Consider the following 18,092-nt stretch of genomic DNA (forward strand, 5'->3'; position numbering starts at 1 on the left):
TTATCTGTTAATCTTATGGTCGTGCATTATGTAAAGTGTATGATTAAATGGATATATAGGAGAATTGGAAAGTGAAGCGACGTATAAAACTTACAATTGCATATGACGGCAGCAATTACAAGGGGTGGCAGATACAGAATCCAACAAAAGAGATGCCTGAAGGAAATGTGCCTACTATACAGGGAATGCTTACGCTTGCCATAAAGAAACTGTTAAAGGATGAAGATGTACAGATCATAGGTGCTAGTAGAACTGATAGTGGAGTACATGCTAAGGGTAATGTTGCTGTGTTTGACACTGAATCGACTATTCCGCCGGAAAACTTTCCGTTTGCCATCAATAGTTTTCTTCCGGAAGACATAAGGGTTACGAAGGCAGAAGACGTATCTTTAGATTTTAATCCGAGATTTGTACCGCATAAAAAGACTTATGAGTATAGAATTGATAATTCCAGGATACCTTCTCCTATCGAAAGACTCTACTCATATAACTATTCCTATACGTTAGATATCATGAAAATGCAGAAAGCTGCAGATTATCTTGTGGGAGAACATGATTTTAGAAGCTTTGTAAATCCGGACAGTCAGGTTTTTGAGCATGGTGGGGATGCTGTCAGGGAGATTTACAGTGTAGAAGTACTCTGTGAAAACACTGTATATAATCGTATTTCTGACAGATTAGAGGGTGAAGCCGGTAGTGGAAACGATAAGTCAGGGGATAAACATCATAACTCAACTGAAATCTGTATTCGTATCAGTGGTAACGGATTCCTGTATCATATGATACGAATTATAGTTGGAACATTGCTTCAGGTAGGGAATGGAAAGCTTAATCCGGAAGATATTGTTACCATCATGGAGGAAAGAGACAGGACGAAGGCGGGTCCTACAGTTCCTGCAAAGGGGCTGTGTCTTATGGAATTGATATATCCTGAAAATTAAAGGATCATATTTTAAGTTGTCAAGTGGAGGTCAGAAGTATGAAGTACGATTATATAAAGGGCTTTATATTTGATATGGACGGAACTATGTTTGATACAGAAAGAGTATATCATCATTTTTGGAAAGTGGCTGCAAAAGAACGTGGTTTCACCATGACGGATGAAATGATAGACAGCATGAGAGGAGCATCTTTAGAAAATATAGGGGTGTTATTTCGAGAATGTAATCCTGATTATGATTATCTTGAAGAACGTGCTATCAGAGAAAAATATATATTGGAGTACTTCGAGATGAATCCGGTGCCAAAGAAGGAAGGTCTAGACGAGTTGTTTGAATGGATTCATGAAAAAGGGTACAAAGTGGCGTTAGGGTCATCTTCTGTAAAAAACAGGGTTATGATGTACATGGACAAAACCGGCTATACTGAAAAGTTTGACTATATCTGCTCCGGAGATATGATAAAGAATGGCAAGCCTGCTCCGGATATATTCATTCATTGCGCTGATATGTTGGGACTGAAACCGGAGGAATGTATAGTTGTAGAGGATTCTCTTAATGGAATAAGAGCCGGATATGAGGCCGGATGTAGAGTTTTCGGCATTAAAGATATGAGTCCGTTGGATGGTGTGAGAAATCTCATGGATGAAGAACCCGAGAAACTATCAGATATAATAAATATTATAGAAGGTAAATGAGCGTTTATCTATTCGTTAAAGTTTCCTTTATTTGAATATATAAGGGCATTTTCATAATAAAATCATGATTTCCTGTATTGACAGGACTGGGAAATCAAAATATAATAGCTTTCGCTGTTTGATATAAAGGGCTAGTGTAGTTTGTATTAAACAGGTAACTATTTACAGCAGGGTCATAGATACGGGCCCGGGCTACATTAAATACTGAAATCAGTCTCAGAGTGGACCACTTGCGTTTGAATAGCTGTTTAACAGTTGTTCCAAAGGTTGTTGAAGTCTTCCGTTTTGGAGTATTTTGGACAACAGGCAGAAGTTCTGTTTTGGACAGAGACCAGAGTAAGTAGCCTTATAACAGGAGGTTGTTATGAAATCATACGTAGCTACAGCTTCTACTATTGACAGAAAGTGGTATGTAGTAGACGCAGAGGGTAAGACACTTGGTCGTCTTGCATCAGAAGTTGCTAAGGTTCTTCGTGGAAAGAACAAGCCAACTTACACACCATTCCTTGATTGCGGAGATTACGTAATCATCGTTAATGCTGAGAAGATCGCTGTTACAGGTAAGAAGCTTGATCAGAAGATTTATCGCACACATTCAAGATATGTTGGTTCAATGCGTGAGACAACTCTTCGTGATCTCAAGGCTAAGAAGCCTGAGAAGGTTATCGAGTATGCTGTTAAGGGTATGCTTCCTCACGGACCATTAGGCAGACAGATGTATAAGAAGCTTTTCGTATACGCTGGCGCAGATCACAAGCACCAGGCACAGAAGCCTGTTGAGCTTACATTCTAAGGGAGGATATCAAAATGGCTACAAACAGAAATTATGGAACAGGTAGAAGAAAGTCTTCTGTTGCAAGAGTTTACATTATGCCTGGTACAGGTAAGATCACAATCAACAAGAGAAGCCTTGACGAGTACTTCGGTCTTGATACACTGAAGCTTATCGTTAATCAGCCACTCGTTCTTACACAGAACGTTGGCAAGCTTGATATTCTTGTAAACGTGCGCGGTGGTGGTACTACAGGTCAGGCTGGTGCTATCCGTCACGGTATCTCAAGAGCTCTTTGCGAGATGGATCTTGAGTACAGACCAACTCTTAAGAAGGCTGGACTTCTTACAAGAGACCCAAGAATGAAGGAGAGAAAGAAGTACGGTCTCAAGTCCGCACGTCGTGCTCCTCAGTTCTCAAAGAGATAATCTTTGGAGAATCGAAAAGAATTCACAAACCTCAGAAATCTCGTGTTTCTGGGGTTTTTCTTTACTCAGAAACGCTGTGGGATGGTATGAAAATCAAGAAATTTTAGACGGTAATAAGCAAGTAATAAGCAGGTAAGAAGCAAAATTCGTATTTGCTTCAAATCTGATTTATCGCTTCCAATAGGGCTTTTACATCAAGGTGTGTGTACACCTTTTCGGTGAGAGACATGGCTCCGGAATGACCAACTATGCTTTTTATCATAGTCGGATCCACATGTGCTTCTGCTAACATAGAGATGCAGGTATGTCTGGTATCGTGTGGATTATGATCTAAGCCAATATTTTCCATTAAGGCATTCCAATATGTTGTGTGGTAGTTCCAGTAAGCAAAGTGTTCGTTATCCGGTGTATGAAGAAGGTATTCACAATCGGAACTTTCGTACCAGGACTTGTAGAAGGGCAATACTTTGTCTGCTATCGGAACTCTTCTTATGCCGCTTTTGGTTTTGCTGGCAACTACATCGAAGTACTGTTCTTCAAGATTCACATTCTCTTTCTTTAGATCCAGAAATTCCGTTATTCTGCAAGCGTTATAGATAAGCATTAAAACAATTTGGATGAATGGGTCATCCTTCATAGTCCAAAGTTTATCCACTTCACTTCTTGTAAACTTATTGTGATCACGTTTGTCCGGATTTTTGTCACTGTGTTTTAGGACATCCACATAAGTTGAGTAATCCTTGATGCATATGTCATTCTGCATGGCATATTTGTAAAGCTGATTGAACAAGGTTTTTATTTTCTTTAGTGTAGGAAAATTCTTGTTGCAAGAATCTATCACATATTGCAGGTCGGCAAGCTTTATGTCCCTAAAAGGCTTTTTGTATAGCGTTCCGCATACGTTATAGGACGCTTCATAGCCATGAATATTGGACTTGGATATCGTGGGGAATTTACTTTTGGACCAATATTCATATACATCCTGAAAAGTCAGCTTTGCAAGTTTAGTATCAAATGGGTTCTGGTGATAATCCGCCAACATTTGCTGACCTTCAGCACGTGTGCTGGCATAGCCCACAATAATGTACTTTTGTACCTGCTTTTCCTTTACAGGATCAAATTCCCATCCATCGGTAATTCATACCATGTAGGGTTTTCTTCGTTTACCAGACATTTTAAAAACACTTCCATATCCGTTTGGTGATTTCAAATTTTCAAACCTCCTATGTTTTATTTACCCAGGATATTTATGATAAAAGGACTTAACCTTCATCAACGCTTTTATCTTTTAACGTGATGTTTGAATAATATGAGAGCTCAGTCTCAAACCAGTGATCGAATTGCGCCTTAGAATGTGCTGTGTTATCAAGATTTTCTATTTCATCAGAATATCTCTCAAGAAACAGGCAAAGATCCTGGTTTAATTCCGCATCTTTGTTGTTTCCGTCAAATTTAAGGGTACAACTCCATTCCCCATCATTATCAGGTTTCTTAACAGTAACATCGAAATGTATACCAGCTTTCTTATTTAGTTCGTTAATTACATAAAGCACATCGGATAATGTTTCGAGATGTATTTCCTGTTTCTGATATCCGATAAGATGTGATGGAGAAACATTCAAAACTTTAGCGATTTCATTGAGCATAGCGAAAGATGGCTCTATTTCTCCGCTTTCATATTTTTGAACAGTGCGCATTGTCTTGCCAAGTCTGTCAGCAAGTTCAGTCTGATTCATGCCTGCAGCTTTTCTTGCGTCTCTTATTTTTATTCCTAAATCTGTTTTTTCTTTCATGATATTCACCTCGTAACTGAATTGTAACATGAAGCTGTGCGAATTGCAAAGACGTTATACGAATCAAAACGTCGTAAACGTGCTGATATATGAAACAAAAGGGCATATCATCAAAATGCGAACAAATAGTTCGTAAATCAAAAAAGGGAGAAATATATGACAGAAGCACAAAACTATCAGGAGATTCCACATTTTACAGGAAGAAACGTATCCATTGCGGAGATTGCAGATGCAATGCATAAGGACAGGCAATTTGTAAGGGTTGGGATTCAGAAAGGATATCTGAAATTTGGGGTTGCCTTTAAATCGGAAAATTCCACCGAATACAGTTATTACTGTCCTGATAAAAGGGTATGGGAAGAAATCGGATACTTTTGTCCGGAAGCAGTTTAATGGCAAAAAAAATAGACTTACCTGTTCGCACCAGATAAGTCTACAAGTAAAAGCCGGAGCCTTTATCAAATTCATTAAGAGTATAACAAGACCTCCGGCTTTACACAACAGATAAAGAATGTAAGGAGGGTAAAAATGGAAGAATTAAAGACTGAATTGAAACTGATTCAAATGTCATCCATTGAAGCAGAAGAAGTTTCATGGCTGTGGTATCCGTTTATACCATTCGGAAAGCTGACCATAATTCAGGGAGATCCTGGAGATGGTAAGACAACGATGGTTTTGAATATTGCAGCTAAACTCTCAAAGGGTGAAACCTTTGATGATCATATGATCGGCGGTGATCCGATCAATATCATATATCAGACTGCTGAGGATGGACTTGCAGACACGGTAAAACCCCGTTTGGAGTCGGCAGGGGCAGATTGTACACGTATAAGTGTAATAGATGAGAGTGATAAATCGCTTTCCATGGCGGATTCGAGAATAGAAGAAGCGTTGATACAGACAAAAGCAAAGCTACTGATATTGGATCCGATACAGGCATATCTTGGTGGTGGAATGGATATGAACCGGGCCAATGAGGCCAGAGATATGACTAAACGACTCGGAGCTTTAGCTGAAAAATATAAATGCGCAATTGTCCTTATCGGTCATATGAATAAGGCATCCGGAAATAAAGCGGCTTACCGGGGAATGGGATCAATAGACTTCTACGCTGTAGCACGAAGTGTACTTCTTGTTGGAAGAATTGAAGGGGAACCTAACTTGAGAGCAATGGTTCAAATAAAGAATAATCTGGCAGCATTTGGCAATTCAAAAGCATTTGAACTATCAGAGGAAGGTTTCACCTGGATTGGTGATTACGAAATAACAGCGGATGAAGTGCTTGGGGGAGTTATGACAAGGGCGAATAAGCAGGAGAAGGCGAAAGAGATATTAAGAAAAATGGCTGAAACACGAAGTTTGGTTCCGAGTAGTGAAATAATGGAACATGCCAAAGAAGAAGGCATATCAAAGAGAACTATGGAAAATGCAAAAAAGGAACTTGATATAAAAGCCAGTAAGCAAAATAACGTCTGGTATTGGAATTTGGATAACTATAGACATTAAGGAAGAATGCAACAATGCAGGTTGTAAGGGATTGCGGACTTAAACAGTGCAAGGTTGCAAAGTTGTAAATACTCTGCATTGTTGCGGACTTGAAGGAAAGGATATGAAATGAAGAATGTACTTATTTCAAGAGAACTGTTTCTGATGATTCTGAAATATCATTTATTTGGGATAGAAAGATTTGATGAAGATATCAGAAAGGGATTAAAAGACAAACTGCATAGCATGGAAAGACATGATACTTACAGTAAGTCGAAAACGGCACCAACGGAAGCAGAAAGGGAGAAATCTCGCAAGGAGTATTTGGATATGATCGGGATGCATCAGGATTACAGATGGTGATTCTGCTTACAGAGATAGTACGAGCGTGTGAAACACGCTTGTTGATAATCCGGCAAAAATGCTTATCGATTATGCGGAGCGGAACTCCGCGAACATAATCGATAACCCTCTATGGATAATGACACTACGTATCATTATCCGGGGGCTCTGCGAGGCGGATAGAGCCATTCTATATGCATATGAATCAAGATGGAAAGGAGTTTGGATGATATCGTATTCGTTACATCTGTCAAATAAAAAGCATGCATTGAACACTATAAAAAAGGTTAGTACTGCTAGTAAACATAATATGAGACAATTTAAAAGCGAAGATTATTGCAAAGATAATATCGTTGTAATAAGGGGAAGTGATAATATCCTTGAGGATGTGAAGAAAAAGTATCATGAAGAATTTGATGAAGCATTGGTTAAGTACAATGAGGGTAAAAGATCAGACCGTAAGATACAGGATTACCTAAAATATGTGTCGGAAAGTGGGAAGAACGATGTGGCAGCGGAGATAATAATTCAGCTGGGAGATGAAGAATTTTGGCATGACAAGTCGATGGATCTGCAGAGAAAGATGGTTCCGATACTTGAAGAACAGGTTCGGCATCTGGAGGAACTTGAGGAAATAGAAACAAAGGTCCAGGTAAATGAGGAAAAACTTGAAGAATTTGATGTTAAGGCAGAAGAAACCATTAACAAGCTTGTTGAAACTGAGGCACAGAAGGGATTTATGAGATATGCTTTCTTAAAGGAACCTAAAACGATGCTTGGGAAAATAGTATCAGAAGCCTGGAAAAAGTTCAGAGACTGGTGGGATAGACATAAGCGTCCGGAAATAGAGGGAAATGTTAGAAAAAGTGTTCTTGGACAGCTGGCAAACTATAAGAAGCAAGTTGCGGAAGAGAGTCGGATCAGACCGGTTCCGGTAAAGAATAAGGGGATGAATAGAGACTGAATAATATCAATCTTTATCGTTATTGACGGGAGCGTGGCACGCTTCCGTTTTTTTAATAAGACAGAGATTACTATTTCACTGCAAAAACGACGTCGTTCGCTACATTATAATGAAAAGTAGAACATATTATGGCTATATAATAATAGTTCATTCAATGATGAAAGGAATCCGGAAATGAATATAGCTTTATGCGATGATGATATTAATATTAATAGCCAATTGACAGATCTGATAAAGAAGCAATGTAAAGATGCAAATATCAGTTGCTTTAAGGGAAGTGAGGATCTTCTTTCTTGCACAGATTTTTTCGATATATATTTCCTTGATATCGAAATGGGAGAAATATCCGGGATGGAGCTTGCAAGGCGCATTCGTGAGGAGCAGGGAGAGACCGGGAAGCGAAGCATACTCATATTTGTGACCGCCTACAGAGAGTATATGGAAGAAGCTTTTGATGTAAATGCTTTTCATTATCTTGTGAAGCCGATTAAGGAAAGCAAGTTTTCAGATGTGTTTCAACGGGCGCTTAAAGAGGTTCGGTCTTCTGACGAACAAAGAAATAAATATGTGATCATTAAAGACGGGGATAATAGGAAAAAAATCCTGTTTTCCGAGATTCAGTATATCGAAAGCAATGACAGGAAGGTGGTTTTCCATACAGACAGTGGACTCGCAGAAACCTATGCCAGAATGTGCGATCTTGAAAATGAATTGGGGGATACTTTCTTTAGGTGCCATAGGTGCTATCTTGTGAATTTCGAAAAGGTGGCGGCTTATTCCGTGAACAGCATTCGGGTACTAAACGGCGACAGCATTATCATTGCCGAAAAGAAGTATACGGATTTCGTCAAAGCGTTTCTTCACTACGCCAAAAACGGAGGTATCGTGAATGTTTGACCTTTTGACTATTACATTGACACTGCCGATATATGTATCAGATGCAATTTTCAGTGGGATATACGTAGCTGCGTTTCTAAAACCGAAACACTCCATAAAGCTAATACACATTCTCTGGACAACCATTTACCTTTCAGTGGAAGCTGTACTATATAAAGTGATGGACACGCAAACCGTTGCATTTCGTACATTGTTGGACCTTACATTGCTGTACCTTCTTGAGCTTTTGTTTTTTGAACGGGATTTCAAAAGGCAGACATTCGCCGCCATAAGCTTTACCGCCGGAAAAGAGTTGATCAGAAACATCGGAAGTGTCGGCTATTACCTAATCTCCCAAGCAACTTGGGGCATGTTTGAAAGCCTCGTTCTTGAACCCGAAAACCTAACCGTGGAAAAAGCAGATATGTTTCTCAATATCTATCTTTTCGCTCAAAGCTTAGCATCCGTAGCCATATATGTGGGGCTAATGTTTACATATCTCAAAGTCCTCAGTGGAAAATATATCCACAAAGGCTACGAGCCAAGCCCAGGGGAAAGCATATTTTTGATACTCCCCTGCATTACCGGCCTTGGGGTGTCCATGACTTTGCGTGTGATCATATTGAAAATCAACGAAAGATTATCCCTGCTGATTTATGACAAGGTTCCGGAGGTTCTCATATGGATCATAGTCATTTGCGTATTGCTCCTTGGCTCCATCATTGCCGCCATGATGCTGTTTCAATATCTTATTGAACGTAATGAAGAGAGACGAAAGCAGGCCATCCTTGAAAAACAGATGGAGCAGCTTCACAGGGAAATCGAAGATGTTGAAAATATATATTCTGACCTGCGGGGACTGAAGCATGATATGAGGAATCACCTGAACAATATCATGCAGTATGTTAAGAACACCGGAAATGATAGGTCGGAGATAGACGGATACCTCTGCGGGTTGGAGAATGCAGTAAATAAACTGGATTTTTCATCAAAGAGCGGGAATCCCATCACGGACATCATTATTTATCAACGGATGCAGGAAGCGAAGAGGAGTGGGATTTCCTTTGAGTCGGAGTTTGTTGCACCAGGGTCCGGGCGCATAGAGGAAGATTTTGTTGCGTCGGGCTACGGATACATAGATATTTATGATATTGCTGTCATTTTGGATAATGCTTTAGACAATGCCTTTGAAGCTTGTCGAAAGGTGGAAGGTGCAAGAGAAATCACTCTTAAGTCCTATATGAAAGGAACCTTGTATTTTATTGAGATTGAAAATGTATTTGACGGGCAGGTAACTTTTGACAAGGACACCAGGCTTCCTGTGACGAGTAAAACGGATAAGCATTTGCATGGGATTGGGATGTCGAATATTCAAAAATGCGCAAGAAAATATATGGGGGATGTAGACATTGAGATTTATAATAAAGGAGAAAGACAGATGTTTTGTTTGACAGTTATGATGAATAATAAGTGCACAAGGAATTGACTGCAAGAATAGTGGTGTTCACTGCAATTGCATTATATCTGGTTTCTGACCTCCGAAGTAAAGATTAGATGAAGGAGGTTTGAAATGGCAGTAGAGATTAATGATACATATGGAAAATATGTCGGCAATAATGTAAATCCAAAGATAATAAAACGAGGAAAGAACTCCGGAATCAGACGAGACACAGAGATGGGAGACAGAGCCGGAGAGTCAGTAGTTGAAGTGTTGCTAAACCAAAAAGATACCCTGGAGATTTCCGAACAGGGTAGGACAGCCTTAAAGGAAAAACAGGCAGTGGAGGATACAAAATCCAATCTGTCATTTGATACAGTTGATGATCTTTCAAAATACCTTTATGAGAACTTCAACATTGTAAAACAGGGCATGGCGGAAATCTCATCAAAATACCTGAGAGATTGTCTCACGGATCCGGGCAAACGCCAGTCTCTTTTCGAAAATTTAAAGGCAGCAGATGAAGCTCTAGAAGAAAAACAGGGAGAAGTAGGTTTCCAAAGCATGAAGATAAAAATTGACGATGATGGAGAAGTCACAACGGAATCCACCAGTAAATCTGTGGCTGTCAACGAACAAAAGCGAAGGAGACAGATTGCAGCAGCTGCTACCAGAGGTGACATGCAGGCAATCATCGCCTTGCTGGAACAGGATCTTCAGGAGGTGGAAGCAGGACTTGAAGAAAATGCCTGCGACGAAAGAGAAGTGGAAAAGGTGAAAGCACTTCTTTCGGAGGCAAAACAGAAGATGGCATCCCTTCCTGACCGTGAACCCACACCGGAAGAACAAGCTATAATGATGATGAATACCTTGATGTAAAAATATTACTTTATAAAATGTAAATGGAGTCGGTAAAACGGTACCGACTCCATTCAAGTATACATCTATTTTTTTCTAATAGTAGCCATAGTATTCATCCCTCAATTCCTCAAACGGAAAGTTATACAAGATGGTCTACTCATCGCAGAAAACTGACGAGCCTGAATACTATTCAAAGGCAGAAGTTATCAATGGTGTTTATAAATCAAAGGGCCTCGTTTATGGTGAGGACTATGATTACATAAGGGTGTATAACTATTGTGAAAATGTGGATTCCGGTCCTGCTCAGGGCCTAGTTACACTGTATTGTACCTATTTGTATAAGGAAATCAATATTTCTGAAGTAAAGGAAAGTATAGTAGAAAACGAAAGTATTAACACAGCTTCCATATTTGTTCAGGATGGTGGAGATGTTACGCTCGATAACTTTGTGTCTGTGGATAATACTTCAAGCAAGGGACCAAGCGAAGCCGGCAATTTCTTTGGACTTGGATCATCTATACACGTAGATGGAGGCGACAATAAGACTGCGACAACTAACAGGTATCTTTTTGGTGCCGCGAGACTGATCCTGAATCAGCCCGAGATACTTGGCAGAGTTAACTCCATTTACGCTGCGGCTAACGGAGTTATCGATATAAATGGCGGAAACATTTTCTCCTGTTGCTCAGGCGGTCATGGACCGTATGCTTCCTGTGGAGGTCAGATTTATATCAATACTGACGGAACAAACATCGTAAGTGATGAAGGTGTCATCAATGTTGACCTTGATACTCTTGTGGCCACGGAGAGACCCGGAGATATCGCTACGATGCAGCGAAATGACGATGATAAGATGGAGGGCGTCTTTGAGGAGCATCCTTCCGATGTGACGGCTATAGTTACAGGTGACGAATCAGGAACTGCCCTTGCTACTGATACCGGCGGAGGAGTTATAGTTGCCAATCAGGTCTCAACGAAGACTTATCGTATCAAAAAGGCAAAAGAGATTCTTGAAACTACAGATATACCTGTTAACAAAATTGGCTGTATAGTAGGTATAGAAAACTCAAATTACTTTTACCACCTTTTCAAAAAAGGTTCGAAAAGACCCCCAAAGAGTACAGAAAGGAACATCGTTAATCCTTAAGCTGCAACATTGTGTACCAATAGCGCAATATAATACATTTTTTCTCCTTTGATAATCTTTTATATTAGTCCTATCAAGTTCCGGGACAATAAAACAGACCTGTAGTTAAGGGAGAAAGGTGGATTGTTTTGTACTATTACTTGGAGGAGAAGAGTTTAATGAAAAGGGATTTGTCTGTTGATGCGAAAATCAGCGTTCCCGAAAGACTAAGCTATACATGTGGAAATATCGGTAACTGTATCGTCTTGGCTATCATCAGTATGTACATGATGTACTACTATAAAGATATACTCCATATAAATGCGGGCATGATTGCAACAATTATGCTGATTTCAAGAGTATTTGATGGTGTAACCGATATATTTATGGGGTGTGTTGTTGACCGCACACATTCTAAAGAAGGTAAGGCAAGGGTGTGGCTTTTGAGAGGCGCTGTGCCATATATTCTTTCGGTTATAGGGATATTTTTTGTACCCTCGGGTGCAAGCGACATGGTTAAGTACATTTACATCTTTGTTATGTACAATCTTGCTAATGCTGTTTTCGGTACGGTTGTAAACACTGCGTACAATTCATGGAAGACTGGTTAGCGAAACACAGACTGGACTGGTGCTTGCCCTACATTTTGATCTTGCAAAGGAAGAGCACAGAGAGAAGATCGCACGTTTGCTGAAAGAAAACATTAAAAGGCACGGGGATCATCTGACCACGGGTTTTGTAGGTACTCCGTATATATGTCATGCTTTATCCGATAACGGATTCCATGATCTTGCCGGCGTTCTTCTGTTAAATGATGATTTTCCTTCCTGGCTATATTCTGTAAAATTAGGGGCAACCACAATATGGGAGAGATGGAATTCTGTAAAACCGGATGGAAGTTTTGATGAATCAGGAATGAACAGCCTGAATCATTATGCAAAAAATATAGTACTAACCTGAAAAACAATATACGCAAAGCAGCTATTGAACCAATGAAACACTGATTAACCGGTGCATACTTGGAGCCTCTGGAGCCGGGGGCACGGCTTTTCAAAGGAAATAGATGCTACACATCGAAGATTCGGCCGGAAAAAAGCTTTAATCAGCGTTTCTCTGAATAGATATTTGAGTTTAGGTTATAACTGATTAGACTGGAGCAAAGTCTGCCCCGGAAGGATATCTGTTGGAATCATAATGTGTTTTTCCGGAACTTCCTCGCCATTTATAAGATGCATGAGCTGTTCACAGGAACACTGTGCGAGCCTCCGGGTATTTTGCTGGACGCTTGTGATATTAACGCTCTTGCAGGCAAGTGAAATACCATCAAAGCCTATGATACATATATCTTCTGGAATGCGCTTTCCCATACTTATGGCACCGGTGTAGGCACCAAGCGCGCGCCAATCACTTATGGCAAATACACTGTCAAACTCAGTGCCCTTCGCAATATGATACCTGATTGCCTCTCTGCTATCGGTGAAACCGTCCTTACTTGTTTCTATTTCAATAATGTTCTTATCGGTAAGTACTATACCGGCCTTTAAAAACTCATCAAAGAAGCCTTTTTTTCGTTCTTCTTTCCTTATACTGTTTCTGGTACCCATGATCATGATGGGGTGCTTGCAGTTTTGACTTATAAGAGCTCTTGCCGCGAGACAACCTGAAACATACTGATCACTTTGAACTGTGCATATGTCATTTGTTGCCGGCGGAGCATCATTACAGTCTATCCATACATGAGGAATGGATGGCTTCAGCATATCTTTCACGGAAATGTAATCGCCGCTAATGATTATGATGCCGGAAACATTGGAATCATAAAGTGTCATAAGGGCGTCTCTTAGACTGAAACGGCCTCTTCCCATACTGTAAGAAATGACACTATAGTCAAAATCGGCCATATGATCGATTATTTCATGCAGAAGGCTTGCGAAGTAGTCCTGATTGCTTACGGTTGTTATGACGCCGATTTTTTTTCTGGCAGAGGATGAGTTTTTCTCGGGCAGTTTGTAGTTGTATTTTCTGAAGGCCTCCAAAACTTTCTCTCTTGTTACTGAGGATACTCTGGAATCTCCGTTCAGAACTCTCGAAATAGTTGCTGTTGATACGCCGCACTTTTCTGATATGTATTTTACGGATATAGATTTCTTTTTACTCATTTATATAATCCCGAAATAAATTGATTTAAAGATGAATATTTGTGTTTCAAATAAACCTGACTGATTCGTTTATATCATAACATATAATATGTAACGTTACATAGTTATACTGCATAAAATGTAAATATTAAATTGTAATAAATAACGAAATCGATAATATATGCAAATTAATTATTGATAATATACAAATGAAACATTAGAATTCCAATGTAACAAAACAAATACGATATGTAACGTTACATATCATTTGATCGGAACGGCATTATCACATAAGAGCTTTGCTTTGAAAATGCTGAATTTTTGAAAAAGCAAGAGTGAACATTACCCTGTTGGTGAAAACAGAAATGAAATATACGAGATATTACGGGTGTTCTGTCGGGGGTAATGGGGTATTGTGTGAAACAACAGAATGAAGGGAAGAAATAAGTATGACAGTTAAAGGGTTCCCTGAGGGATTTCTCTGGGGAGGCGCGACCGCAGCCAATCAGTGTGAAGGCGGTTTTGATCTTGACGGGAGAGGCCTGTCCAGCGTGGATGTGGTTCCTTTCGGACCGGAAAGAATGAAGGTGGCAAGGGGAGAACGTAAGATGCTTTCCTGTGAGGAAGGATTTAGTTATCCTGCACATGAGGCCATTGATATGTATCATCATTATGAGGAGGATATCCGACTTTTTGCGGAGATGGGTTTCAAGTGTTATAGGATGTCCATTGCCTGGACCAGGATACTTCCGAATGGAGATGATGATACGCCAAACGAGGCGGGACTCGCATTTTATGAGGAAATATTTAAACTCTGCAAAAAATACAGTATAGAACCTTTGGTAACTATTGACCATTTCGACACTCCGATAGCTCTTATAGAAAAGTACGGCGGATGGCGCGACAGAAGAATGATAGATGCCTACGTCAAATACTGTGATGCTATCTTCAGAAGATACAAAGACCTTGTTAAATACTGGATTACATTTAATGAGATAAATATGCTTCTCCATATGTCCTTCATGGGTGCCGGAATCGTATTTAACGAGGGAGAAGACAGACAGAATGTAATGTACAATGCTGCACATCATGAACTCCTGGCTAGTGCCAGAGCAGTGAAGCTTGCACATGAAATAATACCCGATTCCAGGATAGGATGTATGCTTGCTGCAGGACAGTTTTACCCCTATTCGCCGAATCCTGAGGATATTTGGGATGGCCTTGAAAAGGACAGAGATAATTATTTCTTTATCGATGTCCAGGCAAGAGGCGCATATCCTGTATGGGCATGGAAAAGAATGGAAAAAGCCGGGGTAAAAATTGACTGGCATGAGGAGGACCGGGAAGTTCTTCGTGAGGGAACAGTAGACTATATATCCTTTAGCTATTATGCATCCAGATGTACAACAGCTGATCCTGAGGTGTTCGAGAAACATCAAAGACCCGGAAATGCGGTATTCAAAGCTGTAGTCAATCCATACCTTAAAAGTACCGAGTGGGGCTGGCAGATCGATCCTTTGGGCCTCAGAGTGACCATAAATACACTTTATGACCGTTATCAGAAGCCACTGTTCATTGTTGAAAACGGACTTGGAGCAACAGATAAGCTTGAAGATGACGGGACTGTACACGATCCATACAGAATCGACTATATGCGTCAGCATATTGAGGCAATGAGAGATGCTGTCAATGAAGACGGAATTCCGGTTCTTGGTTATACTTCATGGGGGTGTATAGACATTGTGTCGGCATCTACGGGAGAGATGAAGAAGCGTTACGGAATGATTTATGTTGATAAGGATAATGATGGAAACGGAACGCTCAAGAGATACCGTAAAGACAGCTTTTACTGGTATAAAAAAGTAATCGAGTCAAACGGAACCGATCTTTCGTGAAAAATGAACTCCTTTAAAAGCTTAATAGATTCTAACGGAAGGAAATGATCGATCAGGATCTAAGGATCTTTGGGCTGGTTGATGGGGTAGAGAGATTTGACGGTTAAAGAAATAATCAGACATAAAGCCGGTAAAAATTGAAACCGATAGAGACCTCGAGATTATCGGCATACAATGAAATAAAAGATATATAAAAATCAAGCCGTTATCAATACGGACAATAATACAAAAGGGGAGATATATATGAACTACAGAGATCTCGCCGCTACGATCATTGAGAATATCGGCGGCAAGGAAAATGTTAATCAGGTTGTACACTGTGCAACAAGGCTCCGCTTTCGCTTAAAGGATGAGGCGAAGGCAAAGACAGATGTACTTAAGAAGACATCTGGTGTTCTTTCTGTTATCAATGCCGGGGGACAGTATCAGGTTGTTATCGGACCTGATGTTGCACAGGTATATCAGGAGGTTGTTGACCTTGGCGGTTTTGAGGCTATGGCACAGGTTCCGGATGATGAGCCAAAGAAAGAGCAGAATAAGTTGAGCGCACTTCTTGAATTTATAGCAAGTATATTCCAGCCTATTATCCCGCCAATTACTGCAGGCGGTCTTATCAAGGCTGTTATGGCACTTCTTGTTACATTGAATTTACTAGATAAGACAACACAGACATATTCACTGCTTAGCGCTTTTGCAGATGCACCATTCTATTTTCTTCCGGTGCTTCTTGCATCCAGTGCGGCCAAGAGATTTAAGTGTAACCAGTTTATCGCCATGGCTTTGGGCGGCATCCTTATCTATCCGTCTTTTATCACCATGGTGACTGAGGCAAAGGCTGCCGGAACAGGTATTGCGATGTTTGGAATTCCTATTACATTGGCAAGCTACAGCTCATCTGTTATTCCTATCATTCTTGGAGTCTGGTTCATGTCTTATGTTGAGAAATACATGAACAAGGTATCACCCAAGGCTATCAAGTTCTTCTCGGTTCCTATGGTTTCGCTGGTTGTATCCGGTATCGTGACTCTTGCTGTTCTCGGACCTATAGGAACATGGGTTGGAAATATCCTTGCAGCATTCTTCAAGTGGCTTGATTCAACTGCAAGCTGGGCTGTACCTACACTTGTAGGAACACTTTCACCACTTCTTGTAATGACAGGTACACACTATGGACTTATTCCTATTGGAGTTAATAATCTTGCAACAGCAGGTTTTGATACAGTCGTAGGTCCGGGAATGCTTGCATCAAATGTAGCACAGGGTGCAGCAGGCTTTGCGGTTGCGGTTCGCTCTAAGAACAAGCAGACAAAGGAACTTGCGGCTTCTGCAGGTCTGACAGGTGTGCTCGGTATCACAGAGCCTGTGCTTTACGGTATAAATCTTAAGTTTGTTTATCCTTTGATCGGTGCGATGATCGGTGGTTTTACAGGCGGACTTTACATGGGTATCATGAAAACAGGTCGTTATGCTGCAGGCTCACCGGGACTTCTGGTGCTTCCGGGTTATATCGGTGGTGAAGGCATGACAAACTTTGTTAATGCATGTATCGGAACCGGAGTTGCGATAGTTGTATCATTTATTGCGACATTTGTCCTTTTTGGAATATATGCTAAACAGGGTAAACTCGATGCTGAAGAGACCGGCGCTGGGGTTACAACTGAAACAAATACAGAGGTAATAACTGCAAAGTGCGGAGATAAAGATATCGTTTCCGTGGCAGATGGCAAGATTCTCTCAAAGGATGAAATACTTGACGATATGTTCAAGGAGGAAACAATGGGAAAGACCATTGGAGTGGATCCTGTAAACGGAATTATTGTAAGCCCTGCAAACGGTACACTCGAGATGGTATATGAGACAGGACACGCCTTCGCTGTCAGAACCAATAACGGAAGAGGAATCCTTGTTCATATCGGAATCAATACAGTGGAACTCAAGGGTCAGGGATTTAAGACTCTGAAGAAGCAGGGAGAGACTGTAAAAGCAGGAGAGCCAATAGTAGAAGTTGATGATGAAGCTGTTAAGAAGGCCGGCTACTCAATGCAGACATTTACAGTAATTACTGAGACAGAAGACGGAGACGAAATAACGTTCGAAGCATCAGGAGATGTAACAAAGGGTCAAAAGATTGGCGCCTGATTTTCGAGGGTTAATTTAGAGATTATTAACGTCGGGCGAATAAAGAACATTTAAATGAACGGGTATAAATTGGTATAGAGTATCCTTCACAAATCAAGACATAACGGCGATCGTATTGAAAAATAACATACGGTTGCCGTTTTTTATGTTTAAAGATTAGTAAAGATGAAAATGAATTGTGTTAAGTGCGTTCTCCGGA

19 protein-coding genes are annotated in these 18,092 nt (G+C 40.4%); 16 read left to right on the forward strand and 3 right to left on the reverse strand.

Annotated features, from left to right (window positions below; genetic code table 11):
• The first annotated feature begins 71 nt into the window (after positions 1 to 71).
• The 4 genes from truA (at position 72) to rpsI (ending at position 2,836) form a co-directional block, all read left to right on the forward strand.
• Positions 72 to 941, forward strand: coding sequence for a tRNA pseudouridine(38-40) synthase TruA (truA, locus tag BM294_RS06490; RefSeq protein WP_091205879.1), 870 nt, complete (start codon positions 72 to 74; stop codon positions 939 to 941).
• A gap of 38 nt (positions 942 to 979) precedes the next feature.
• Positions 980 to 1,636 (forward strand): HAD family hydrolase, encoded by a 657-nt coding sequence (locus BM294_RS06495; protein ID WP_091205882.1) that lies wholly within the window; start codon positions 980 to 982, stop codon positions 1,634 to 1,636.
• 364 nt (positions 1,637 to 2,000) lie between these two features.
• Positions 2,001 to 2,429: a 50S ribosomal protein L13 gene (gene rplM / locus BM294_RS06500; protein ID WP_091205885.1), complete on the forward strand. Its 429-nt coding sequence runs from the start codon at positions 2,001 to 2,003 to the stop codon at positions 2,427 to 2,429.
• Between the two features lie 14 nt (positions 2,430 to 2,443).
• Complete coding sequence (gene rpsI, locus BM294_RS06505) at positions 2,444 to 2,836, forward strand: 30S ribosomal protein S9 (RefSeq protein WP_091205887.1); 393 nt, start codon at positions 2,444 to 2,446, stop codon at positions 2,834 to 2,836.
• Between the two features lie 157 nt (positions 2,837 to 2,993).
• On the opposite strand, the gene BM294_RS06510 is transcribed toward rpsI, so the two are convergent.
• Positions 2,994 to 3,878, reverse strand: coding sequence for a tyrosine-type recombinase/integrase (locus BM294_RS06510; RefSeq protein ID WP_242944447.1), 885 nt, complete (start codon positions 3,876 to 3,878; stop codon positions 2,994 to 2,996).
• 220 nt (positions 3,879 to 4,098) lie between these two features.
• Positions 4,099 to 4,629 (reverse strand): helix-turn-helix domain-containing protein, encoded by a 531-nt coding sequence (locus BM294_RS06515; protein WP_049932680.1) that lies wholly within the window; start codon positions 4,627 to 4,629, stop codon positions 4,099 to 4,101.
• Positions 4,630 to 4,785: 156 nt separating this feature from the next.
• Between BM294_RS06515 and BM294_RS06520 the strand changes: the two genes are divergently transcribed.
• The 10 genes from BM294_RS06520 (at position 4,786) to BM294_RS06565 (ending at position 12,681) form a co-directional block, all read left to right on the forward strand.
• Entirely contained in the window at positions 4,786 to 5,022 is a 237-nt protein-coding gene (locus tag BM294_RS06520) for a hypothetical protein (RefSeq protein WP_091205890.1), read from the forward strand.
• 135 nt (positions 5,023 to 5,157) lie between these two features.
• Positions 5,158 to 6,135, forward strand: coding sequence for an AAA family ATPase (locus BM294_RS06525; protein WP_091205892.1), 978 nt, complete (start codon positions 5,158 to 5,160; stop codon positions 6,133 to 6,135).
• A 108-nt stretch (positions 6,136 to 6,243) separates the two neighbouring features.
• Entirely contained in the window at positions 6,244 to 6,477 is a 234-nt protein-coding gene (locus BM294_RS06530) for a hypothetical protein (RefSeq protein WP_044996485.1), read from the forward strand.
• A 289-nt stretch (positions 6,478 to 6,766) separates the two neighbouring features.
• Positions 6,767 to 7,420 carry a hypothetical protein gene (locus BM294_RS06535; RefSeq protein ID WP_139225858.1) on the forward strand — a complete coding sequence of 218 codons (654 nt, stop codon included), beginning with the start codon at positions 6,767 to 6,769 and terminating at the stop codon, positions 7,418 to 7,420.
• Between the two features lie 174 nt (positions 7,421 to 7,594).
• The gene (locus BM294_RS06540) at positions 7,595 to 8,317 is read left to right on the forward strand and encodes a LytR/AlgR family response regulator transcription factor (protein WP_091205898.1); all 723 of its coding nucleotides are present in this window, start codon (positions 7,595 to 7,597) and stop codon (positions 8,315 to 8,317) included.
• Positions 8,310 to 9,782 (forward strand): sensor histidine kinase, encoded by a 1,473-nt coding sequence (locus tag BM294_RS06545; RefSeq protein WP_091205901.1) that lies wholly within the window; start codon positions 8,310 to 8,312, stop codon positions 9,780 to 9,782. The genes BM294_RS06540 and BM294_RS06545 overlap by 8 nt, the downstream gene beginning before the upstream one ends.
• Positions 9,783 to 9,866: 84 nt before the next feature.
• Positions 9,867 to 10,613 carry a hypothetical protein gene (locus tag BM294_RS06550; RefSeq protein WP_091205903.1) on the forward strand — a complete coding sequence of 249 codons (747 nt, stop codon included), beginning with the start codon at positions 9,867 to 9,869 and terminating at the stop codon, positions 10,611 to 10,613.
• Between the two features lie 130 nt (positions 10,614 to 10,743).
• Entirely contained in the window at positions 10,744 to 11,742 is a 999-nt protein-coding gene (locus BM294_RS06555; RefSeq protein ID WP_091205905.1) for a helix-turn-helix transcriptional regulator, read from the forward strand.
• 158 nt (positions 11,743 to 11,900) lie between these two features.
• A complete protein-coding gene (locus BM294_RS06560) occupies positions 11,901 to 12,332 on the forward strand; it encodes an MFS transporter (protein ID WP_091205906.1) in 432 nt (143 codons plus the stop codon).
• 19 nt (positions 12,333 to 12,351) lie between these two features.
• Positions 12,352 to 12,681, forward strand: a complete 330-nt coding sequence (locus BM294_RS06565; protein ID WP_330389824.1) for an alpha-L-rhamnosidase-related protein — start codon at positions 12,352 to 12,354, stop codon at positions 12,679 to 12,681.
• Between the two features lie 176 nt (positions 12,682 to 12,857).
• Here the strand turns inward: BM294_RS06565 and BM294_RS06570 are convergent, their stop codons facing one another.
• Positions 12,858 to 13,880 (reverse strand): LacI family DNA-binding transcriptional regulator, encoded by a 1,023-nt coding sequence (locus BM294_RS06570; RefSeq protein ID WP_091205909.1) that lies wholly within the window; start codon positions 13,878 to 13,880, stop codon positions 12,858 to 12,860.
• Positions 13,881 to 14,308: 428 nt separating this feature from the next.
• Between BM294_RS06570 and BM294_RS06575 the strand changes: the two genes are divergently transcribed.
• Complete coding sequence (locus tag BM294_RS06575; protein ID WP_091205911.1) at positions 14,309 to 15,754, forward strand: 6-phospho-beta-glucosidase; 1,446 nt, start codon at positions 14,309 to 14,311, stop codon at positions 15,752 to 15,754.
• 243 nt (positions 15,755 to 15,997) lie between these two features.
• The gene (locus tag BM294_RS06580) at positions 15,998 to 17,893 is read left to right on the forward strand and encodes a beta-glucoside-specific PTS transporter subunit IIABC (RefSeq protein ID WP_091205913.1); all 1,896 of its coding nucleotides are present in this window, start codon (positions 15,998 to 16,000) and stop codon (positions 17,891 to 17,893) included.
• The last annotated feature ends 199 nt before the right edge of the window (positions 17,894 to 18,092 follow it).

The sequence above is a fragment of the Oribacterium sp. WCC10 genome (assembly GCF_900113415.1).
GTDB lineage: Bacteria > Bacillota > Clostridia > Lachnospirales > Lachnospiraceae > Oribacterium.